The 21,137-nt window shown below is 50.1% G+C and carries 20 protein-coding genes and 3 tRNA genes; 15 read left to right on the top strand and 8 right to left on the bottom strand.

The features are described from left to right. Position 1: 1 nt before the first annotated feature. From AJ81_RS02290 to AJ81_RS02300, 3 genes are read right to left on the bottom strand one after another with little or no spacing between them, the layout of a single operon-like run. Positions 2-862, bottom strand: a complete 861-nt coding sequence (locus AJ81_RS02290) for an ABC transporter permease (protein WP_031503697.1) — start codon at positions 860-862, stop codon at positions 2-4. After that, the gene (locus AJ81_RS02295; protein ID WP_031503699.1) at positions 859-1,821 is read right to left on the bottom strand and encodes an ABC transporter permease; all 963 of its coding nucleotides are present in this window, start codon (positions 1,819-1,821) and stop codon (positions 859-861) included. The genes AJ81_RS02290 and AJ81_RS02295 overlap by 4 nt, the downstream gene beginning before the upstream one ends. 4 nt (positions 1,822-1,825) lie before the next feature. Further along, on the bottom strand, positions 1,826-3,361 hold the full coding sequence (locus AJ81_RS02300) for an ABC transporter substrate-binding protein (RefSeq protein ID WP_031503701.1): 1,536 nt from the start codon (positions 3,359-3,361) through the stop codon (positions 1,826-1,828). A gap of 57 nt (positions 3,362-3,418) precedes the next feature. Between AJ81_RS02300 and AJ81_RS02305 the strand changes: the two genes are divergently transcribed. From AJ81_RS02305 to tsaB, 13 genes are all read left to right on the top strand, one after another. Next, on the top strand, positions 3,419-3,832 hold the full coding sequence (locus AJ81_RS02305; RefSeq protein WP_031503703.1) for an OsmC family protein: 414 nt from the start codon (positions 3,419-3,421) through the stop codon (positions 3,830-3,832). A gap of 8 nt (positions 3,833-3,840) precedes the next feature. After that, positions 3,841-4,395: a macro domain-containing protein gene (locus tag AJ81_RS02310; protein WP_031503704.1), complete on the top strand. Its 555-nt coding sequence runs from the start codon at positions 3,841-3,843 to the stop codon at positions 4,393-4,395. A 4-nt stretch (positions 4,396-4,399) separates the two neighbouring features. Further along, positions 4,400-4,696, top strand: a complete 297-nt coding sequence (locus AJ81_RS02315) for a DUF1844 domain-containing protein (RefSeq protein ID WP_231845402.1) — start codon at positions 4,400-4,402, stop codon at positions 4,694-4,696. Then, positions 4,693-5,778 (top strand): redox-regulated ATPase YchF, encoded by a 1,086-nt coding sequence (gene ychF, locus AJ81_RS02320; RefSeq protein WP_031503708.1) that lies wholly within the window; start codon positions 4,693-4,695, stop codon positions 5,776-5,778. The genes AJ81_RS02315 and ychF overlap by 4 nt, the downstream gene beginning before the upstream one ends. After that, positions 5,753-6,130 (top strand): divergent PAP2 family protein, encoded by a 378-nt coding sequence (locus AJ81_RS02325; protein ID WP_096325174.1) that lies wholly within the window; start codon positions 5,753-5,755, stop codon positions 6,128-6,130. Before ychF ends, AJ81_RS02325 begins: the two co-directional genes overlap by 26 nt. A 12-nt stretch (positions 6,131-6,142) precedes the next feature. Beyond that, on the top strand, positions 6,143-7,648 hold the full coding sequence (locus AJ81_RS02330) for a YifB family Mg chelatase-like AAA ATPase (protein WP_031503711.1): 1,506 nt from the start codon (positions 6,143-6,145) through the stop codon (positions 7,646-7,648). Positions 7,649-7,670: 22 nt separating this feature from the next. Beyond that, positions 7,671-8,114, top strand: coding sequence for a flavodoxin family protein (locus tag AJ81_RS02335; RefSeq protein WP_031503714.1), 444 nt, complete (start codon positions 7,671-7,673; stop codon positions 8,112-8,114). Positions 8,115-8,182: 68 nt separating this feature from the next. Continuing rightward, positions 8,183-8,258 (top strand) — tRNA-Lys (locus AJ81_RS02340). A gap of 2 nt (positions 8,259-8,260) precedes the next feature. Beyond that, positions 8,261-8,348, top strand: a tRNA-Leu gene (locus AJ81_RS02345). Between the two features lie 4 nt (positions 8,349-8,352). Continuing rightward, a tRNA-Gly gene (locus tag AJ81_RS02350) sits at positions 8,353-8,427 on the top strand. 134 nt (positions 8,428-8,561) lie between these two features. Continuing rightward, positions 8,562-11,330 (top strand): excinuclease ABC subunit UvrA, encoded by a 2,769-nt coding sequence (gene uvrA / locus AJ81_RS02355; RefSeq protein WP_031503716.1) that lies wholly within the window; start codon positions 8,562-8,564, stop codon positions 11,328-11,330. 5 nt (positions 11,331-11,335) lie between these two features. Beyond that, positions 11,336-13,060, top strand: coding sequence for a CehA/McbA family metallohydrolase (locus AJ81_RS02360; RefSeq protein WP_051368811.1), 1,725 nt, complete (start codon positions 11,336-11,338; stop codon positions 13,058-13,060). After that, the gene (tsaB, locus tag AJ81_RS02365) at positions 13,057-13,722 is read left to right on the top strand and encodes a tRNA (adenosine(37)-N6)-threonylcarbamoyltransferase complex dimerization subunit type 1 TsaB (protein WP_031503720.1); all 666 of its coding nucleotides are present in this window, start codon (positions 13,057-13,059) and stop codon (positions 13,720-13,722) included. The genes AJ81_RS02360 and tsaB overlap by 4 nt, the downstream gene beginning before the upstream one ends. On the opposite strand, the gene AJ81_RS02370 is transcribed toward tsaB, so the two are convergent. From AJ81_RS02370 to AJ81_RS02375, 3 genes are all read right to left on the bottom strand, one after another. Next, complete coding sequence (locus tag AJ81_RS02370; RefSeq protein ID WP_031503722.1) at positions 13,716-16,082, bottom strand: ATP-binding protein; 2,367 nt, start codon at positions 16,080-16,082, stop codon at positions 13,716-13,718. The genes tsaB and AJ81_RS02370 overlap by 7 nt on opposite strands. A gap of 13 nt (positions 16,083-16,095) precedes the next feature. Further along, the gene (locus AJ81_RS11090) at positions 16,096-16,299 is read right to left on the bottom strand and encodes an FmdB family zinc ribbon protein (protein ID WP_031503724.1); all 204 of its coding nucleotides are present in this window, start codon (positions 16,297-16,299) and stop codon (positions 16,096-16,098) included. Positions 16,300-16,371: 72 nt separating this feature from the next. Further along, positions 16,372-17,127: an FMN-binding protein gene (locus AJ81_RS02375; RefSeq protein WP_031503725.1), complete on the bottom strand. Its 756-nt coding sequence runs from the start codon at positions 17,125-17,127 to the stop codon at positions 16,372-16,374. A gap of 305 nt (positions 17,128-17,432) precedes the next feature. Between AJ81_RS02375 and mgtE the strand changes: the two genes are divergently transcribed. Together mgtE and AJ81_RS02385 are read left to right on the top strand one after the other, a co-directional pair. After that, complete coding sequence (gene mgtE, locus AJ81_RS02380; RefSeq protein WP_031503727.1) at positions 17,433-18,776, top strand: magnesium transporter; 1,344 nt, start codon at positions 17,433-17,435, stop codon at positions 18,774-18,776. Between the two features lie 78 nt (positions 18,777-18,854). Further along, the gene (locus AJ81_RS02385) at positions 18,855-19,055 is read left to right on the top strand and encodes a cold-shock protein (protein ID WP_031503729.1); all 201 of its coding nucleotides are present in this window, start codon (positions 18,855-18,857) and stop codon (positions 19,053-19,055) included. Positions 19,056-19,112: 57 nt separating this feature from the next. On the opposite strand, the gene AJ81_RS02390 is transcribed toward AJ81_RS02385, so the two are convergent. After that, positions 19,113-19,643, bottom strand: a complete 531-nt coding sequence (locus tag AJ81_RS02390) for an outer membrane beta-barrel protein (RefSeq protein ID WP_031503730.1) — start codon at positions 19,641-19,643, stop codon at positions 19,113-19,115. A 38-nt stretch (positions 19,644-19,681) separates the two neighbouring features. Then, positions 19,682-21,133: an alpha-glucosidase AglA gene (gene aglA / locus AJ81_RS02395; protein ID WP_031503731.1), complete on the bottom strand. Its 1,452-nt coding sequence runs from the start codon at positions 21,131-21,133 to the stop codon at positions 19,682-19,684. Positions 21,134-21,137 lie beyond the last annotated feature (4 nt).

Here is a 21,137-nt window from a genome sequence, read left to right on the forward strand (position 1 = left end):
ACTACTCCCTCCTGTTAGAGATCTTCGGATTGAGTATCCTCTCGCTCGCCACACCCAGAGACATGATGGAAAAAGAAGCCAAGAATATGGCCAATCCTGGGAAGAGTATCCACCACCAAGCGCCGAGAACGAGCGCGTTGCAAGTCCTCGCCAGGCTGAGCATCTTTCCCCAGGACACGACGCGTGGATCGGAAAAACCCAAGAAGGAAAGCCCCGCCTCTGCGAGCATTGCGCCCGCCGCTGAGAAGGCGGCGTTCACGACCAGCACCGAATAAGACGCCGGTAAGAGGTGCTTTTTCAAGATGTACCACTTACTCGCTCCGGCACAGATGGCAGCCTCAACGTAGCCTCTTCTCTTCTCGGAGAGCACGATCGCACGCACGACCCTGGAGATGCCCGCCCAACCAAAAACGACGAGCACAAACACGAGCGTCCAAAAGCTGCTCCCAAGATAGGTCATGATCATTATCATTATGGGTAAACCCGGAAGCACCATCACGAAGTCGACGATTCTCATGATCAAGACGTCGACCCCTCTACCGAAGGTCGCAGCAGTAACACCGAGAAAACCTCCTATGACAGTAACTCCAACTGCTGTGAGCGCACCGACGGTGAGGGACGTTCTGGCACCGTAGACGATCTGGCTGAATATGTCCACACCGTACCAGTCCGTGCCCATGATATGCTGCCGCGAAGGTGGTTGCAACCTTCGGCTCCTCTGTGTGATGTCGTAAGGATCGTAGGGAGCTATCATGGGTGCAAAGATCGCAAAGAAAACCATCACACAGAGAATCGCGAAACCAACCGTGCCTTCAAAGGATTTGAACAGTTCGCGGAAAAAGTTCGGTTTTCGTCTCTTCATTCGAACCTCACCCTCGGATCGAAAGCCGCCTGAAGCACATCGGCAAGAAAATTCGCAACTATGATCGAAACGATCGTTATTATGATCGTTGCCTGCAAGAGTGGATAATCCGAGTTCCTCGATGCTTCCAACACGAGAAGGCCCATACCTTTCCAAGAGAAGATAGTTTCGATGAGCACAGCTCCACCGAGCATCCCTGCAATGCGCAACGTGAGCATCGAGAAGAGGGGTCCAAGCGCATTCCTCAGTATGTGCCTCTTTCTTATCTGCCTTTCAGTCAACCCCTTCGCCTTCGCCGTCAAAATGAATTCCTCGTTCAAAATTGATATCACCATGTTTCGCACGTACACCGCAAAGCCAGGCACATTGACGACGAAAATGACCAGCCAAGGCAAGAAGGCGTGTCTCAACAGGCTGACGAAACTTGAAAAACCCTTCGCAGAAGGATCGATCATACCCTGAAGTGGGAACCAGCCGAGTTTGAAAGAGAAAAGCAAAACGAGCAAGAGCGCAAACCAGAAGGTTGGAACCGAATGGAGTGCGAACGCCACGTAACGGACCAACTTGTCGACGAAAGAATTCCTCTTGCAACCGATGTACACGCCCAAACTCAGCGATGTGATCATTCCCAGAATCGTAGGCACCGCCGTGAGAAGAAGGGTCCATGGAAGTCTTTCCAAAACCACACCCACGACACGTCTGTTGTAAGTGTAAGAGACCCCAAGATCACCTTTCAAAAACTGCTTCAAAAAGCTCAGATACTGTATCAAGACTGGTTTGTCCAAACCAAAAGCGGCCTTTATCTCCTGTTTGACTTCTTCCGGGATCCTGGGATCACCATAGAAACGCTCTGCCGGATCTCCCGGCAGAGCCCTTATGAGTATGAAACTGACGGTGACCGCTACCAAAATGGTCAAGAGCATTTGAATTATTCTCTTGACGAGGTACGAAAAGCTCATGGGATCACCTTGCAGGCTTCAACGATTTCAGCGTCTCGACGTTCATCACACCCTCAGTCGGAGAAACGACCCAACCGGTGAAGTTCTTCACACTGTAAGCTTCGATGTCCACCGGTACGAGCAGTGGCACGACGGGGACAACTTCGGCGAGCAACTTTTGCAACCTTGAGAAAGCTTCGACTCGGTCCTTCTCGGAAAACGCCATCCATATCGCTTGTAAGGCGCTGTCCAGCTCTGGAATGTTCACCCCACCGTAGTTGAATCCAACCACTTGACCATTCTTCATCTCACCTCTGGAAGAGTGCAGATGGTAGAACACCATCTCCGGATGGCTTCCCAGACTGTAAGAGTACAGGGCGAGATCGAAATCCGCCTTCTTCAGCTTGGTGGTGAGACCTTCTGGACCTTGCACGTCGAGTTCAACTTGAATCCCCACGTTTTTCAGATAGAGTTTTATGTACTCTGCCATGTCCATGGCTTTCCTATCCGAAGACACCAAGAGCGTCAGCTTTTTGCCATCGTAATTGCTCTTTTTCAAAAGTTCCTTCGCCATGGAAACGTTCTGCTGAACAGGTCCAACGCTCTCATCGTAGACCGCTTTGGCCCTCTTTGGGATCAAACCGAGCGATGCAACGTCTGCGAGCCCACTGTAGACCTTTTCAACCAGTTCTCGGTAGTTCAACGCGTGTAGCACGGCCTTTCTGAAATTCACATCGTCCATGGGCAACTTTCTGTGGTTGAACAGAATCACATTTACGACTCCACCCTCGATGAGTGCCACCTTGACGTTCGGGTACTTGTTCGGATTCTCCATGATCTGCTTTGCGAGCTCGGGATCGAGGTTCCAGAAGAGATAGTCGTAATCACCCTTCACAAGGCCGAGAAATCCCATCGTCTCGTCCTGAACGATGTGAAACACCATGCCGTCCAACTGTTTCGGGGCGTCGGGATGATCCTTGAAGAATTTCATGACCACACTCTGCGGTGTGAGTTTTTCGAACATGAGCACACCGCTACCGATAGGTCTTTCGATGTTCGGAAATTCGAGCGGTTTTTCGATCTTCTCCCACACTGACTTTGGAATTATGGGTATCGCCATGGGTGCGAAGGAGAGCATCGACACGTTCATCGTTCTGAACTTGAGCTTGACGGTCTTCTCATCGATCTTCTCAGCACCCGTGAAATAGGCCAAGATGGGTCCCAACGGCAACCTCTTCTGAAGGATGTAGTTGAACGAGAACACCACATCGTCGGCGCTCACGGGTGAACCATCGTGAAACTTTCGATCCCTCAGCTTGAGGATCAGGCTGTTGTCCGAAAAGTCAACCTGAAAGTCTTCCGCGAGCGCACCGACGACTTGCCCTGATCGCTGGGTGAGCAACGTTTCGTAGAGGTAACCCACGACGATACGTTCGGCGGCGGATTTCACCAAGAAAGGATTCAGAGATCTCACTTCTCCAAGGACAGCGACGTTCAGTTGCGAAGAAAAAACAAACGCAGAAATCAAAACCACCAGAGCGAGAAAGAGAAATCTCCTCACTGCGCATCCCTCCTCACAGAATTTGTCTGTTATCATTATAAGTGGAGGTGTTCGACTTTGCAAACCGAATGGCTCGGCAAAATGACTTTTCTGGCACACACCGATTCTGGAAGGCAAGTCTTGATGGACGCGAAAAAGGAAAGCGGAGGACTTTCAGCCGGTCCCAGCCCGATGGAATTGGTTCTCGTCGCACTCACAGGTTGCACTGGAATGGATGTCGTCTCGATCCTCTCGAAGATGAAAGTGCTCGATGAGGTCGAAAGCTTCAGGATGGAAGTTTCTTCCGAACGCGCTCAGGATCATCCGAAGGTGTACACCAAGATCCACCTCAAGTACATCTTCAAGTTCAAGAACCAGCCTTTCAAGGAGCAGGTCGAAAAGGCCGTTCAACTGTCACAGGAAAAGTACTGCAGCGTCGCTGGAATGTTGAAGAAAGCTGCTGAGCTGACCTACGAGATCGTCTACGAGTAGGTGGTGCGATGCTCCTGAAGAGTTTCACCTTTCAGGGCACTGTCATCGAAATCGTTCAGGACGACATAACCAAACAGGACACCGAGGCGATCGTAAACGCCGCCAATTCCTATCTGAAACACGGCGGAGGTGTCGCGGCAGCAATCGTGCGCGCGGGAGGGGAAGAGATCCAAAGAGAAAGCGATGAATACGTGAAGACGCACGGGCCGGTTCCCGTCTCGCAAGTCGCCGTGACGAAGGCTGGAAGACTGAAGGCAAAGTACGTGTTGCACGTCGTCGGACCACGCTGGGGCGAAGGGAACGAGCACGAAAAGCTTTACATGGCGGTGCAAAACGTTCTCAAAAAAGCCGAAGAGCTATCGCTCAGCTCGATCAGCATTCCAGCCATAAGCAGTGGTATTTTCGGTTTTCCGAAGGATCAGTGCGCGGAGGTTTTCTGCAGAGCCATCAGAGATTTTCTCGAAGAGCATCAAAACACGTCTTTGAAGCTCGTAAGACTCTGCAACATAGACGAAGAAACAAGTAAGATTTTCCTGTCGGTCTTTGAGAAGTACTGGAGGTGAGAGGGTGCAGGAGGAAGAAAAGGAAACAGTGAAACTCTCGATGGAACAGCTCATAATCCTTTTCTTCAACACGATCGCGGCGCGTTGCTGGGCGAGGCTCGGTCTCACGAGGGACGAGTATGGAGAGTTGAGACAGGACTTGAAGGAAGCGCGTCTGGGAATCGACGTGCTGGACGCCGTGCTCAGGGTAATCGAGGACGAATTGGACGATGAAATCAAGAGAGAGCTCGAAGGAGTTGTCGCAAACTTGAAACTGAACTACGTCAATCAATACAGCAAATCGAAAGAGGCGAAATCATGAAGAAGGCTGGCATCGTTGGACTTCCAAACAGTGGAAAATCGACCCTCTTCAACGCGCTCACGAACCAAAACGTTCCCGCCGAGAAGTACCCGTTCTGCACCATAGATCCCAATGTGGGCGTGCTCGTCGTCGAGGATGAAAGACTCAACAAGCTCGCACAGTTGGAGGGTTCAAAGGACAAAGTCCACCCCTTCTTCCACATCGTGGACATCGCAGGCCTTGTCAAAGGTGCGAGCAAGGGCGAAGGTTTGGGAAACCAGTTTTTGGACCACATAAGTAAGGTCGATATGATATTCCACGTCGTGAGATGTTTCAAGATCGACGATGTCTCTCATCCCATGGGAAGTGTTGATCCTGCACGAGACATCGAGGTCGTCGAGATCGAACTGATGTTGAAGGACCTCGAGACGGTGAATAGGAGAATCGAGAAGATTGCGAAGCAAGCAAAAACGGGTGATGAAAATGCTCGCTTCGAGCTGTATTTTCTTGAACGCTTGAAGCATCATTTGGAATCTGGGAAACCGGCAAGGACTCTGGAAAGAAACGAGCAAGAACAAATTGTTCTCGATTCGCTGTTCTTGCTCTCAGAAAAACCTGTCATATACGTTGCGAACGTCGATGAATGGGGCTTGGAACAGGAACTGGACAAGATCGTCGAGAAGATGGCGAAAGAAAGATCTTCTGAAGCTATCGTTGTGAACGCACAGGTAGAATGCGAAGTGAGGGAGCTTCCCTTTGACGAAGCGAAAGAGTTGCTTTCGGCGTACGGTTTCGAAGAGGGTCTCAAAAAGAGATTTCTCGATCACATCAAGCGAGCTCTCAGGCTCATCTGTTTTCTCACGGCGACCAAGAACGAGGCTCGAAGCTGGTTGATTCCGGAAGGAACCACGGCGTACGACGCCGCCGGCTTGATACATTCAGACATCCAAAAGGGCTTCATCAAGGCTGAGGTCATCGCTTTCGAAGAACTCCTTCGCTATTCTTCGTTCAAAGAAGCGCGCGAAGCGGGAGCTGTCAAATTTCATGGCAAAGATTACGTGATCAGGGAGGGAGACGTTGTCCATTTTCTGTTCCATGCTTGATCTGTTCAAGAACACACCACTTGTAGCTACAGTACTTTCTTTTTTGACCGCTCAGCTCATAAAGATCATCACACACCGCAGTTTGAAAGCCTTCAAGAAGTACGGTGGGATGCCTTCAGGTCACGCCGCGGCGATGTCCGGGCTGGCTTTTACACTTGGCAGGTGTGTCGGATACTCATCGCCCATCACCGCGGTTGCAGTTGCTTTACTTATGGTCGTGGTCTCAGACGCGGTCAATCTAAGGCCGTACGTTCGTGAAGATCTGGGGCACAGTTGGATCGAAGCCTTCGCTGGGATCGGTGTTGGTTTCCTTGTTTCACACCTTTTGCCTGCAAGGATTCCACTCTGGTGAAGGAGGATAGAAATGCCTGCGAAGCTCTCCTCTGCAACGCTCGTGGGATTGAACGTGTCTTTGGTCGAGGTTGAGGTCGACATAGACAAAAAAAGCGTGATACACGATGTGGATATCGTCGGTCTGGGGGACACGGCCGTCAAGGAGAGTAAAAAGAGGATCAAGAGTGCGCTGAAAAATTCCGGTTTCGACTTTCCTCACGGCAAAATCGTGGTGAACCTCGCACCGGCCGATTTGAAAAAGGAAGGATCTCTGTTAGATCTTCCAATGGCTATGGGAATACTTCAAGCCTGTGGACATTTGAACGAGTGCGATTTTCTGTGCGTGGGTGAGCTGTCTCTGGATGGACACATCAGAAAGGTCAAAGGTGTTCTCACGATCCTCGCACAGCTGTCGAAAGAAGGTTTCTCGAAACCGATCGTCGTTCCAAAGGAGAACGAGACGGAAGCCAAGATGGTGAAAAACCTTAAGGTCTTTTGCTTTGAGCACATCAAAGAACTCGTTGAGTTCATGAACGGACTCGTCAAGTACGAACCAGTGAAGTTCGAAGGTCTGCCACCATTCTCCTACGATGAAGATGTAGATTTCGCTGACGTGAAAGGTCAAACGTTGGCGAAAAGGGCGCTCGAGGTCGCAGCCGCTGGAGCGCACAACGTGCTCATGAAAGGAAGCCCCGGTGCGGGAAAAACGATGCTCGCCAGACGTATCTGTACGATTCTTCCACCGCTTTCCGATGAGGAAGCCTTGGAAGTGCTGACGATTTACAGCGCCGTTGGACAAGCGGATATCAAAAAACTCTCCAGGCCATTCCGCGCTCCACACCACACGGCTTCAACTGTTGCGATCATAGGTGGCGGAAACGATGCCAGGCCTGGAGAGATCAGTCTGGCCCACAATGGTGTTTTGTTTTTGGACGAATTTCCCGAGTTTCGACGTGACGTGATTGAGGCACTCAGACAACCTCTGGAAGAAGGTTTCGTCACGGTTGCGAGGGCGAAAACGACGGTGACCTACCCATCGAGGTTCATGCTCGTCGCCGCGATGAATCCTTGTCCGTGTGGAAACTACGGTGATCCGAAGGCGGTATGCAACTGTTCACCTTATGACATCGTCAGGTACAACAAGAAGGTCTCCGGGCCGATACTCGACAGGATAGACATTCTCGTTCAACTTCCAAGACTCGAACCTGAGGAATATTTTTCGAAGAATTCCTCAGAGAAGAGTGAAAGGATTCGAGAAAGAGTGATCAAGGCCAGAGAGATCCAAAAGAGAAGGTACAGAGAAATCGGCATTTCGACCAACTCGCAGTTGAACGCAAAACTGATCAAGAGATTCGTCCAGCTCGACGAGAAAACCGAAGAACTGTTGAAGTTGACGGTGTCGAGGTACAACCTCTCCGCAAGATCCATCGACAAGATACTGAAGGTGGCCAGAACGATCGCAGATCTGGAGGGTTCTGAGGCTCTGAACTACAAGCACGTGGCGGAGGCGATCCAGTACAAGCTGCAACAGGAATGATATAATTCATTGCGGTGATCGCATGGACTGGATGATAGTTTACTTCACACGCACCGGCAATTGTGAGCGCATTGCCAAGAAGCTCGCGGAGACGACGGGTTATCCCGCGCTACGAATGATTGACGATGTGAACTGGTCGGGCTTCTTCGGTTTCATGAAGGCTGGTTTCTACGCACTCACAGGAAAGCGAACCAAGATCAAGGTTGAGGGCAAGCTTGAATCTGATCGCATTGTTCTGATCACACCGATCTGGGCAGGTTCCATCACACCTGCGGCGAAGTCGTTCTTGGACCATTTCGATCCTTCTAAGGTCCTGCTCGTGACCGTTTCGGAGGTGACGAAACCGCAGGACGTGTACAGGTCTTTGAAGAGGAAGTACAATCTTCTGGGTGTTCATGGTTTCAATCGGCAAGTCGACGAGGATAAATCGATAAAAGAGTTGGCCGAAAAGTTGCAGAGAGTTTGAAGATCTTTTTTGACCCTTGAAAATGTCTCGGACCTGTGGTAAGATCTAAGTTGCACTGTCGACTGGTTGACCCGCTAGCTCAGCAGGCAGAGCACCTGACTTTTAATCAGGGGGTCCTGGGTTCGAGTCCCAGGCGGGTCACCAGGGCGAGAGTGGCGGAACTGGCAGACGCGCTGGACTTAGAATCCAGTGGGCGATGAGTCCGTGTGGGTTCAAGTCCCACCTCTCGCACCAGATTGCGGGCGTAGCTCAGCGGTAGAGCGTCTGCTTGCCAAGCAGAAGGTCGCGGGTTCGAAACCCGTCGCCCGCTCCAAGATAAACCCCCTGCATCGCAGGGGGTTTTATTTCGTTGAGCCTGGCCGGGTTTGATGTTAAGACAATTTTCAAGCAGTTTCAACATCGTTTCACCGTCTGTGGAAGATAATCGTTCGTGGAGGGAGTACCACTTTGAACTCCATCAGGATAAAGGGCGCACGTGTGCACAATCTGAAGAGTATTGATGTTGAGATACCAAAGAACACGATAACCGTCATAACGGGTGTCTCTGGTTCTGGCAAGTCTTCCCTCGCGATGGACACTATCTACGCTGAAGGCCAGAGGAGGTACTTGGAATCGCTTTCGGCCTACGCCAGACAGTTCCTCGGGGAATTGAAGAAACCTGATGTGGACAACATAGAAGGCTTGTCCCCAGCGATCGCGATAGATCAGAAAAGCGCATCGCACAATCCACGCTCCACGGTGGGCACTACGACGGAGATATACGATCATTTAAGGGTGCTCTTCGCCAAGATTGGAGAACCCCATTGTCCCTCCTGCGGCAGATCCGTGGAGAAGAAGAGCATAGATGAGATCGTCAAAGATGTTTTTTCGAGGTTTCCGCAATCATCACGCATCTACGTGCTTTCTCCCATCGCAATCGACAAAAAGGGTACCTTCAAAAAGGAACTGCAGAATCTCGCCTCGAAAGGTTTCGTACGCGTCGAAGTCGATGGACAACTGTTCAGAATAGAGGAAGTTGGTGAACTCGACAAGAACAAACGTCACACGATCAAGCTTGTCGTGGACAGGCTTGTTCTGGAGGAAACGGAAAGACACAGAATTGCAGACGATATAGAAATAGCCTTCAGAGAGAGCAACGGATTCGTCGAGATCAGGAACGTTGACACGAACGAAAGCCTCATGTTCAGCGAGCACATGATGTGTCCAGTCTGCGGCATAGGACTTCCCGAGATAAATCCGAAGCTCTTCTCCTTCAACAATCCCTACGGTGCGTGCCCGAACTGTCACGGCTTAGGTTACAATCTCCAAATAGACCCCTCGCTCGTGGTCAACGAGAATCTCAGTATAGAGGAAGGTGCGCTTCTTCCCTTCGGCCAAAGCGAGTACTACATGCCCATTCTCAGAAAGATAGTGAAGATGTTTGGTGCGTCCAGTAAAGTGCCTTTCAAAGAATTGCCCACCATCGTTCAGGAGGCACTCCTTTACGGATACGCGGACTTCGAGGGTGCGGTGAATTTCCTCGAAAGACGTTACGAGCAGACCGCATCCGAAGACATCAAGCAGTGGATCGAAAAGAACTTCATCGTTCAAAAGGTGTGCCCTGTCTGCAACGGTAACAGGCTCAAACCTGAGGCACTCGCCGTCACCATAAGGGGACTCAACATCATCGATGTGACCAATTTGACGATCGAAAAAGCTTACAGTTTCTTTGAAGAGCTGCAAAACTCTCTCACAGACAGAGAAACCAAAATCGTGGGAGATTTGCTGATTGAGATAAAGAAAAGGCTTCAGTTCATGCTCGATGTAGGACTGGGCTATCTCACGCTCTCAAGGCCTGTGAACACCCTTTCCGGTGGAGAGGCACAGAGGATCAGGCTCGCCACTCAGATCGGCTCTGGACTCACCGGCGTCACATACGTTTTGGACGAGCCGACCATCGGGTTGCACCAGAGGGACAACCTCAGGTTGATAAACACGCTGAAGAAACTGAAAGACCTTGGAAACACCGTGATCGTTGTCGAACACGATGAAGAGATCATAAGGAGCGCAGATTACATAGTCGATCTTGGCCCGTACGGTGGAGAACGCGGAGGCAAGGTCGTATTCGCAGGCACGGTGCAACGCTTGATCGACAATCCGGACGGATCTCTCACGGGACAATACCTTGCAGGGATCAAGAAGATAGAACATCCCGTGGCTCGTCGGAAAGGAAACGGAAAATTTCTGACGATCGTCGGCGCCAGACACAACAATTTGAAGAACATAACGGTGAGCTTCCCGCTCGGCACTTTCATATGTGTCACCGGCGTTTCTGGTTCGGGAAAATCTTCCTTGATCATAGACACACTCTATCCCGCCCTGATGAACGCCATCTACAGGACCAAACTTTTCGTGGGTGAACACGACAGAATAGAGGGTCTGGAGAACGTCGACAAAGTCATAGCGATAGATCAATCGCCCATAGGTAGAACACCCAGAAGCAATCCGGCCACCTACACGAAAGTTTTCGACGATATCCGAGAACTCTTCGCGATGACCCCCGAAGCGAAGGCGAGGGGTTACACCAAAAGCAGGTTCAGTTTTAACTTGAAGGGTGGCAGGTGTGAAGCGTGTCAGGGACATGGCCTTGTGAAAATCGAAATGCTCTTTCTTCCTGATGTCTACGTCGAGTGCGATGTTTGTAAAGGAAAACGCTACAACGAAGAGACCCTGCAAGTGAGATACAGAGGAAAGAACATACACGAAGTGCTTGAGATGTCTGTGGAAGAAGCCTTGGAGTTCTTCAGGAACGTTCCAACGATCTATAGAACCTTGAGCCTCCTCAACGAGGTTGGACTCGGTTACATAAAGCTCGGCCAGCCTGCCACAACCTTATCCGGAGGAGAAGCCCAGAGAATAAAGCTCGCTTCTGAGCTGAGGAAGATAGCGACGGGAAAGACCATCTACATCCTCGACGAGCCAACGGTCGGCTTGCACTTTGAAGACGTCAAGAAACTCATCAACGTTTTGCACAGGCTCGTCGACAAGGGAAACACCGTGATCGTGATAGAACACAATTTAGACGTTGTGAAAAACGCAGACTACATCATCGACCTCGGGCCCGAGGGTGGAGACGACGGAGGATATGTAATTGCCTGTGGTACACCTGAAGAAGTGGCGAAGGTGGAGGGCTCACACACAGGCAGGTTTCTCAGAAAAGTTCTGAATGCGGGGTGATAGATATGAGAAAGATCTTCTTGTTTGTGCTTTTGTCCCTGACGATCTTCGTCTTTGCCTACAATTTCTATTTTGCCAACATTCACGCGCACACGTCTTATTCGGACGGGGTCGGCACACCCTTAGAAGCTTTCCAACATGCAAGAAGATACGTGCACGTTCAGGCGATCACGGACCACGCCTACTACTTTGAACAGAAGCTCAATGGCCTGGATAAACTGCTTCTCACGAAAGAACAGGCCATGAAATCTACTAAGATTGGTGAATTCGTCGCGCTGTGGGGATTCGAATGGACCGGTGGAGTCGGGCACATAAACGTCTACTGCACAGATGAATGGATCAGCAGAAACCAAGTCGACCTGAAGGGCCTTTACAGATGGATCGTCGAGAAGAGGGCCTTGGCGCAGTTCAATCATCCGATATCAACCTTTGGGACCTTCAACGAGTTCGAATACGACCCACTGGTGGACGATTTCATGAATCTCATAGAAGTTGGAAATGGAAGTTGGAGGGGTAGGACCATAACAGACGAGATGCTCTCAAATTACCAACTCGCACTGAAAAAGGGTTGGCATCTTGGCGCGACGGCGAACCAAGACAACCACAGGGCAGAGTGGGGCTCTGCAAACGATACCAGAACCGTCGTCTTGGCCGAAGAGTTGAGCTTCGAAGCGATAATGGAAGCCCTCTGGTCAAGGAGAGTCTATGCCAGCGAGGACAAAAACGCAAAATTGATCTTTGAATGCAACTCGCATCCCATGGGTTCAATCCTGTTCGGAGAAAAGAGTTTGAACTTCAAGATTGTTCTCAAAGACACTGAGTCCTTCGACGAAATCAGATTGATCTCCAAACACGGTGTGGAGAGAGTCTGGAAAGTGAACGAAAAGGAGTTTCAAATCGATCTTGTGCTCGAACCAAAGGAAATCAACGAATGGTACTACGTGCTCGCCGTCCAATGTGATGGAGATAGGATCGTCTCTTCACCCATATGGGTGAAGCAATCACTGGTATACGTCGTCAACGAAAGAACGAGGGTACAAGGAAACACGGTGGGAATCTTCTTCGATCTTGTGAACTACTCGAGCGATGCGAGCGATGTCAGACTGACCGTCAAGGTTGGAGGGTTAGAGAAGAACTTTGAAGAACGCATCACTGGAAAGGAAAAAAAGAGCTTTGCGGTGGATTTCAGCGGTCTCGATGTTGGAAAACACTCCGTCACGATCCTCGTGAACGATTTGATTGGCTGGAAAAGCGAGGTCGAGATCAAGAAAGAGCCTGTATTGATCGATATTTCCCACGAGAACGACCATCCACAATTCTTGCAGACCGTGAAGGCATATCTTGAGAGAAAAGGTTATCAAGTTGTTCTCAACAACAGATACTTCAAAAGGGTTCCACAAGCCATTCTCGTGATCCTTCCATTTCCAAAGAAGGGTGCTTTTGCAGAAACGAGTGATCTGAACGACTTCGAGATAGATGTGTTGGTGGACTACGTTTCTGCTGGTGGAAAGATCTTGTTGCTCGCTCTGCCGAACAGTTTTGTTCCCAGAGGCTTTGAAGAACTTTGCAAACGCCTTGTTCCAGACGCGAAACTGATCCAAGAGGATGATAGAATCCTCGTCTCACGCGAAGGACAGACCTTAGACTCACTTCAGGAACGAGGGTTGATCTTCTTGTCCATCGATTCCGTTGAAAGAATCTTGGAGAGGTTGGAGGATACGCTCGAATGAAAATCTTCGCTCTGGACACGTCCACAGAGGCGATCTGTGTTGGCTACACCGACGGACAGAATTTCTATTCGATGAACTACTTTGGTGTTGAGAAACACGCGGTGAAACTTGCGCCTTTGGTCAACGATTTTCTAAAACTCTGCGATGTGAAAGTTTCAGACATCGACGTGTTCGGTTGTGGCATCGGGCCAGGTAGTTTAACGAGTTTGAGGATAGGCTTAGCGTTCGTTCAGGCCATGGCTTGCGTCACGTCTAAACCCATCGTTCCAGTTGTTTCTTCAAAAGTCGTTGCCATGAATCTTTCTGGTTGTGAGCAGGACGTGGTCATAGTGAAGAAGGCAAGAGAAGGTTTCGTTTACATCTCTTGTTACAGAAGCCTTCAAGAAGTTCTCGCACCGAGCGTGTTGGAAATTGAGAAAGCGTTCGATATTTTGAGAAACTTCAAAGATCCCGTCGTGGTCGGAGACGCAGCCCACATGTTCGAATCGGTCGCTCTCGTCGGCAAGAAAGAACTCCAATATCCACGGGGTGAGTTTCTCCTGCACGAGGTCATGCAGAATTTCAAAGCGAACGTGGTGAGAAAACCTCACGAGGTTGAACCACTCTATCTACAGAAATCCATAGCGGAGATGAATTTGGAAAAACGTCTCAAAGGTCAGTGACTCTTTTTCTTTCTCTTGGTCTTCTTGGCTTCTTTCATCCTTTCAGCTCTCTTTAGAGCTTGGACCACCAAGTAGTTCACCGAGCCTTTCTCAAAGCCCCCAGTCTTTGTAGTTCGACCGGCCTTTTTACCCGTGAGCAATTCGATCGCTTCGTCTATGTGTTCCACCGTCCAGATGTGGAACTCACCTTTTTTGACACTTTCAAGAACTTCGTCCTTCAAGATGAGGTTCTTCAAGTTCGCTTTCGGTATCACCACACCCTGCGTTTTGGTAAAACCCCGGAGCTTGCAAGCCCTGTAGAAACCTTCCACCTTTTCTGTGACACCACCAACTGGCTGAACCTCACCGTGCTGGTTCATCGAACCGGTCACCGCTATGTCTTGCCTCAGAGGCACGTTGGCGATGGCCGAAATCAAAGCGAGTACTTCCGCCACCGAAGCGCTGTCGCCTTCCACAACGCTGTAGACCTGTTCGAAACTTAAAGTCGCATTGAGACTGAAGTGAACGTGCTTGGAATACCTTTCTCTGAAGAATCCTTCGATCGTTAGGACAGCTTTGTTGTGTATGCTACCACTCAGATCGACCTCCCTGTGGATGTCTATGACTCCACGCTCACCAACGTGAACCTTCGCAGTGATCTTCACAGGTACACCAAAGGAATGATCGTGCAGATCTATCACTGTAAGACCGTTTATCTGTCCGACACGACTGCCCTTTGTTTCTATCATCAGATCGCGATTTTTGATGTGTTCGTCGTATTTCGTCTGGAGCAGATTCACCCTTTCTTCGCGCTGCCTTATAGCCTCGACCATGTCCTCTCTCTTCACCACGTTCGAACCTCTTTTCATCGCAACGGTGCACGCTTCCCTCACAAGGCTGCTGATCTCACCGAGCCTCATGGAAAGCTTGTTTCGGTCACCTGCAAGTCTCGCAGAGTACCACATGAGTTTCTCCACCGCTTGTCTTTCGAGATGTGGTGCGTTCAATCTACAACAAGTGGAAGCAACAAAGCCGAGGTACTTTTGAATGTTTTCCCTGCTCGCATCCATCTCCCAGTCGAACTCGCTCTTTATACGAAACAGTTTCTCCGCATCTTCATCGTACATCTGTAACAGATAGTACAGTCTGGGTGAACAGATCAGAAACACTTTGACGTTGAGTGGTATGGGTTGTGGCCGGAGCGACACTATGCTGGAAAGTCCGAGGGCCGTCTCCAGGTTCTCGACGACGATCTGATCGGTCATCAAGCATCTTTTCACGTATTCCCAGGCATAGGCATACCTCAACACGTTTTCAGCTTCCAGTATGAGAAAGCCACCGTTCGCACGGTGGAAAGCTCCAGGTTTTATCATCGTGAAATCCGTGAACAGCATACCACCCTTGCTGTAGTATTCGACCTTGCCGGCCAGGTTCGCGTAAGTGGGGTTTCTCTCGAAGACCACGGGTGATCCGACGACCGCGGAGTTGTCGACGATGAGGTTCACGGAGTATCTCTTCTTGAAAGCCTGCCGGACCTCTTCATCACCGCTGCGCAGTTGTGCGAGATTCTCGAGTATATCATTCTGAACGTTCGAAAGGTAGCGTACGATGTGCGGGTTGGACTCGTACTGATTCTTCAGTTCCTCGAACATCGCTCCAACGGTGAACAGAGCCGCATCTTTGTCCAGAGCCATGAGCTTTTCTTTGTACTCTCTGTCCAGCCTGCGCGACTTGTAAAGCGTTCCCTCAACGATAAGTTTCAACTTCCTGCTGTTTTCGTTGAAGACCTGCTTGACTTCATCTGGCAACGCTTCAAATGCGTCTGGAGTCAGGAGCTTTCCCTCGTAGACGGGAACAGTCACCACACCGGTGGGCGCTATCTGCACTGCGAAACCCAGCTCCGAGGCCTTCTGCTTCAACTCTTCCCAGAGTTGTGTTTTCTTTTGCATGTACTCGTCCTCGAGCTCGGACTTTCTCCGTGCGTACTCGTCGCTCTCGAAAATCTTCTCCAGCGCCTCCATTACTTCATCCGCGAGCCGTTGCATATCCTGCTTGAAGATCTTTCCCCTGCCCGCTTCCAAAGAGATGGCCTCGGGCTCCGATGGGTTCGAGAAATTGTAGACGTACACCCAGTCCTTGGGTGTCGGCATGTTCGCGGCGATCTGTCTCAAGTAAGAATTAACGAAACTCCTTCTACCCGTACCAGGCAACCCAACAACAAAGACGTTGAACCCCTTCCCCTTTATCTCGAGAGCCTGATCGATCGCTCTTCTTGCTTTGTCTTGCCCTATGAACCCGTGTGCCGGCTCTATTTCCTCGGTGGTTTTGAAGCTGGGCATATGATCGAGTCTGTATATCAAGTCACGATAGCTGATCTCCACACGTCATTCCCCCTTAAGAGCGCGAACTACAAGACGAGCAACCCGAGCAACTGTTGGAGGTGCAGGAAGAACCACCCACACCTTTCAGCTGCACCCGGGGTATTTGTTTGTCCATTTTCGAGCCACACTTTGGACAATTTGGATCTTCATCGTTCATTCGCATCAAGAAAGTTTGCTCTTCCTTGCAGTTTGGGCAGACGTATCTGTAGAGTGGCACTCTTCGACACCTCCAAGTTGAAGTATAAAACGAAAAGGGCGCCCCGAGGCGCCCTTTCCAAAAATCTTTGCTTCACTGTCGCGCTTTGGCCCACTCCAAAGCCCTTTGAATTGCCTGGATGAACTTGTTCGAGCTGGAAGTCGCCCCCGTGTACACGTCCACCTGATACGTCTGTTTTTCGATGACGGCTTTCGTTATGGCCGTCTTCGCTTCGTGAAATTCTGGCCAAGGATAATCTCCACCTTTGAAAACCCATACCGTTCTTCCAGCCGCATCCACAACGGTTTTACCGTCCTTCACCGAGGGTGTTGTTTCTTCGAGCACAACTTTGACTATCGTGTCGTTCTCGATCGTGACCCAAGCCACCGCATGACCTCTGGCCGTGAAGTCAGAGACGCCCATGAAGGTGCCGTCCAAGTATTTCGTCTTGCTCGGTTCGATCTTCGCCTTTTCCAGCGCGAACTTCACCGCTTCCATGACCTTTTTGGATGTACCAGTGGCACCTGTGAAGACGTCGACTTGATAGCTGTTCGCCTCGACGATGCGCTTGGCCAAGGTCTCGTGCGCTTCTCTTATCGCTGGAAAGAACTGACCGTAAACCTCGTAGAGTTTCTCGACTCCGAAACCGTCGAATTCTTTGATCGCCACACTCTTGATCTTGTCGTTCTCGAGCGTCACGGTGACCATCGCGTATCCGTACTTGTCGCCCTGAGAGACAGCGGTGAAGGTCCCATCCCTATAGACTCTGCTGGAACTGTTGCCGTACATGAACACGATCAGAGCCAGAGAAAGAACTGTGATTAACGTGGACACGAAAAACCTTCTCAACGTGCTCACTCCTTTCAAAAATATTCATGGTCCTTTTTCGTTTTGTATTTTACCATACTATTTCAGATACGCAATTCTTGATTCGATAAAGTCATTGTTCTGTAATCTTCTTTCGTTCGAACCTGTCGTATGCCGAGAATTCTTAACGCTTTCATTCACATATCTTCAATTTTTTATTGGCAAAGCCCCTCGGACTGAAACGTAAAATAGGCATGAGGAAGACCACTTTCAGGAGGTGAAATGCCTTGGAAGGTACCAGTAGTTCGTTAAGTTTACCGCCATAAACTGCGTCAGGAGGTGGATCGATGAAAGTGAAGGTGAAACTCGACATCAAGAGCTTCATCGAAAGAGGAGATTTTCGCACCTTAAAGGTAATCCTTTCCCAGCAAGAACCTGCCGACATACTGGAAATGATTGAAGAATTACCCCCCGACGAGAAAATCGTCGTTTTTCGTCTTCTTCCAAAAGATCAGGCGGCGTTAGTTTTCAGCGAACTGGAAGCTGACGATCAGATAGCCCTCATCGAGTTGTTCAAGGAAGAAAAATTGAAAGAGATCATCTCGTCGATGAGTCCCGACGATCGCGCTGAGCTCCTTGAAGAGATGCCCGCGAACGTCGTTAACAGACTCCTCTCTTATTTGACCCCAGAAGAAAGAAAAGAAACACTTGCTCTGCTCAACTATCCCGAAAACTCGGCGGGTCGTCTGACGACTCCAAAATGCGTCGAACTGCATCCGGAGATGTCGGTGAAAGAAGCTCTCGAGAAGATCAGAAGGGAAGGCAGAGATAAGGAGACCATTTACCTTATGCCTGTGATAGACCACCAAAGAAAACTTCTTGGTGTCGTCACCCTCGAAGACCTGATCTTTTCCGATCCAGACATGCTCGTAGAGCAGGTGATGGACGATCAGCCTGTGTACGTTTACGCGACCACGGACCAAGAAGAAGTGGCTCAGATCATGAGAAAGTATGACCTGGTTGCGGTTCCTGTTGTTGACAGCGAGCAGAGGCTCATAGGCATCATTACCATAGACGACGTGGTGGACGTGATAGACGAAGAGGCAACGGAAGACATCCAAAAGATGAGCTCGATCGTCGTCACCGAACAGTCATACTTTCACACTTCTTCTTGGCAGTTCTTCATAAATCGTTTGCCGTGGCTCGCCGCGCTACTGTTGCTTGGAACTCTGAGCAGTGGGATCATCGCAAGGTTTGAACACCTCCTCGCTTCTTTACCCATAATCGCAGCCTTCATGCCAGCGATGGTGGACACCGGAGGCAACATTGGTTCTCAGATATCTGCGCTCGTGATAAGGGGAATGGCTCTGGGAGAGATCGATCAGAAGGATTGGTGGAGAGTGCTCACCAGGGAATTGCTCATCGGTGCGATGCTTGCTTCAACTCTGGCTGTCGCTGTTCTACTGCGCGTGGTCTTCGTCACGAGGGTAACACACATCATGCTGGCTGTCTCGACGGCGCTCTTTGTCGTTGTCATCGTTTCGAACATCATTGGAGCACTCTTGCCGTTCATCGCTAAGTCTTTGAAGATCGACCCCGCAATAATGGCTGGCCCCCTTCTGACAACTATAGTTGACTTGCTGGGCATAGCGATATATTTCAGCGTGGTGAACTTCATGCTTTCCGTGTAGCTTCACTTTTCATGTGAAAGGTGTATAATTGTCTCAAGCCCCGAGAGGGGAGTTATTCAAGTAAGGAGGAGTTGTGTCATGAGAGGTACTGTCAAGTGGTTTGACCCCAAGAAGGGGTACGGCTTCATAACCAAGAAGGAGGGCGGAGACGTCTTCGTCCACTGGTCCGCAGTGGAGATGGAAGGCTTCAAGACCCTCAAGGAAGGTCAGGAAGTCGAGTTCGAAATCCAAGAAGGTCCCAAGGGCCCGCAGGCTGCTCACGTGAAAGTTGTGAAGTGATTCCTGACCATGATTAAGCCCCGGCGTTCGCCGGGGCTTTAAAACTTTTGATGCCTCTCAGAACTTTATGTTTGCCAAAACTCCAACCGGTACTGTGGTGATCGAAGATGTTCCGTAGGTTCTCATCTCGATGCCCGCACCGAAGCCAACATTGAAGTCGACCATGTCGAAGACGTAGAGAACCTTCGCTCCCACGATGTAGCCAAGTTTGTCGAATCCAGTGAAACCAGGTATGGACAATCCGCCGTAACCTTTGACGACAACTGCTGAGAAGTCGTTGATCGGTATGGCATACTTGGCGCTGACTGTGAGATCCAGCGTCCACTGTGTTGGACTCGCCACTCCCAAGAAAGCGGTTGCAGCTGTTGCATCGGGCAGGAAGTACGCGAGGCCCACGCCTCCTCCAATCTGTACGCCCTCCGTCACCTCATAACCAACCTGCAGGCCAAAACTCAGATAGCTGATGCTCGCCGCGGCTGTTGGGGTTGCACTGAGCGTGAAGTGGTAGTTTCCAAAGACGTCCAGGTTCACCGCTGCCAACGCAAGCGCGGAAACAACGAGCACGGCCATGACGACAAGCCTTCTCATTCCGAACTCCTCCTTTCCGACATCTTACTGAAAGTATATCACAATTTCAAGCCTTTCTCATAGTGCGTCTTCATTTGTTGATTCTCTGGCAAGTTCAGAATTTCCTCAATGACAGCCTTCGCTTGTTCTAAAGTCTTCGTTCTCGGATCTCTCATCAGAAATTCAATCAAAGCCGCCTTATCGCCGTTCATGATGGCATGCAACGCCCACTCCATCCTCATCATCCTTGGCCACAGGTAGAACCTCAAAACTTTGTCCGTCAATTTGGGTTCGATCTTCTCCACGTGCCAACCGTCTTTGTCCACGATCGCGGGAACTTCCACGAACACCCCGTTCGGAACTCCCTCTATGTAACCTTCGTTCGGCACGTTTATGACGAACCTTCTGGCATTGTTGTTCACCAACGAATCAATGAATGGAATGTGTTGTTCGCCGCTCAACTTGTCCGGAGAGGAGAAGACCTCGACTTCTTTCTTCATCTCCACTGGGACGGCACCTTTCGGTAAGAACTTCAAATACGTGTTTAGAGACAGCAACTTCAAAGTTCTGTTCTTCGAGAGAAAATCGATCGCATCGGTGGTCGTTTTCAGCTGCTGCTCGTACCACTTCCAGCCTTCCTCGGAATCGGGCCCACCCCATGGCTCGCCGTACCATTTTTTCTTCGTTTCGAAGTCTTTGTTGTAATACCACGTGCTGTTCCTCACAGTATCCCCTATCGGCATGATTCCATAGAATCTGTACATATCGATGGCCGCAGGACTCATTTGTAGATCGAAAGGATTCTTCGGTCTCCATTTCTCCAGATTTCCTTCCTGTATCCACTTTTCGAGTAACTCGTAACCGTTCCTTCCATCGTAGATGAACCTGTTCAGCCATATCGCATGATTGAACCCTGCAACTTGCCAATCCATCTTGTTTTCATCAAGCCCTAAAGCTTCTGCCATCTCAATGACACCGTAGTGACCATGGCAGAAGCCGACCACTTTTATGTTCGAACAGCGACTGATGAGGTTTGTACCCTCAAAAACGGGGTTCGCCGTCTGAAGCAACCAAGCGTTCGGGCATATCTTCTCCATGAGCCTCGCCACGTCGACGAAAAATTTCAGCTGGTTGAAGTTCGTTATCGTGCAGTAATCTGTAACCATGTTCAGTTCTTGAGCGTCGATGCCCCTGTAGTAGCCGTGTTTTTCACCTATCGCTCTCACCTTGTTGAGATACGCGTGACCCCCAACGAGTGCAGTGTTGATCACGAAATCCGCTTCGTGCAAACAGGTCTCTAAGGACGTCGTCTTTTCGAACCTGAGATCGGCACCGAGTTCTCTGACGTACCTGCTCGCCAGCTCATGCACACCGTTCAGCCTCTGCTCGTCAACATCCATGAGTGAAACCAAACTCCCCGCAAGACCTTTAGTCTTGCACAGATCGTTAACGAGCCTCATCGAGAAGACCGCGCTTCCTGCTCCAATGATACTGATCTTCACAGGCGCCAATTCG

The sequence above is a fragment of the Pseudothermotoga hypogea DSM 11164 = NBRC 106472 genome, assembly GCF_000816145.1.
Taxonomy (GTDB): Bacteria; Thermotogota; Thermotogae; order Thermotogales; family DSM-5069; genus Pseudothermotoga_A; species Pseudothermotoga_A hypogea.

Bases quoted from the DNA above. Each gene is read 5' to 3' on its own strand.
- mgtE (WP_031503727.1), top strand. From the start codon at position 17,433: ATGAAAGTGAAGGTGAAACTCGACATCAAGAGCTTCATCGAAAGAGGA.
- tsaB (WP_031503720.1), top strand. From the start codon at position 13,057: ATGAAAATCTTCGCTCTGGACACGTCCACAGAGGCGATCTGTGTTGGC.
- AJ81_RS02330 (WP_031503711.1), top strand. From the start codon at position 6,143: ATGCCTGCGAAGCTCTCCTCTGCAACGCTCGTGGGATTGAACGTGTCT.
- ychF (WP_031503708.1), top strand. From the start codon at position 4,693: ATGAAGAAGGCTGGCATCGTTGGACTTCCAAACAGTGGAAAATCGACC.
- AJ81_RS02295 (WP_031503699.1), bottom strand. From the start codon at position 1,821: ATGAGCTTTTCGTACCTCGTCAAGAGAATAATTCAAATGCTCTTGACC.
- AJ81_RS02390 (WP_031503730.1), bottom strand. From the start codon at position 19,643: ATGAGAAGGCTTGTCGTCATGGCCGTGCTCGTTGTTTCCGCGCTTGCG.
- AJ81_RS02310 (WP_031503704.1), top strand. From the start codon at position 3,841: ATGCTCCTGAAGAGTTTCACCTTTCAGGGCACTGTCATCGAAATCGTT.
- AJ81_RS02385 (WP_031503729.1), top strand. From the start codon at position 18,855: ATGAGAGGTACTGTCAAGTGGTTTGACCCCAAGAAGGGGTACGGCTTC.
- AJ81_RS02360 (WP_051368811.1), top strand. From the start codon at position 11,336: ATGAGAAAGATCTTCTTGTTTGTGCTTTTGTCCCTGACGATCTTCGTC.
- AJ81_RS02335 (WP_031503714.1), top strand. From the start codon at position 7,671: ATGGACTGGATGATAGTTTACTTCACACGCACCGGCAATTGTGAGCGC.
- AJ81_RS02290 (WP_031503697.1), bottom strand. From the start codon at position 862: ATGAAGAGACGAAAACCGAACTTTTTCCGCGAACTGTTCAAATCCTTT.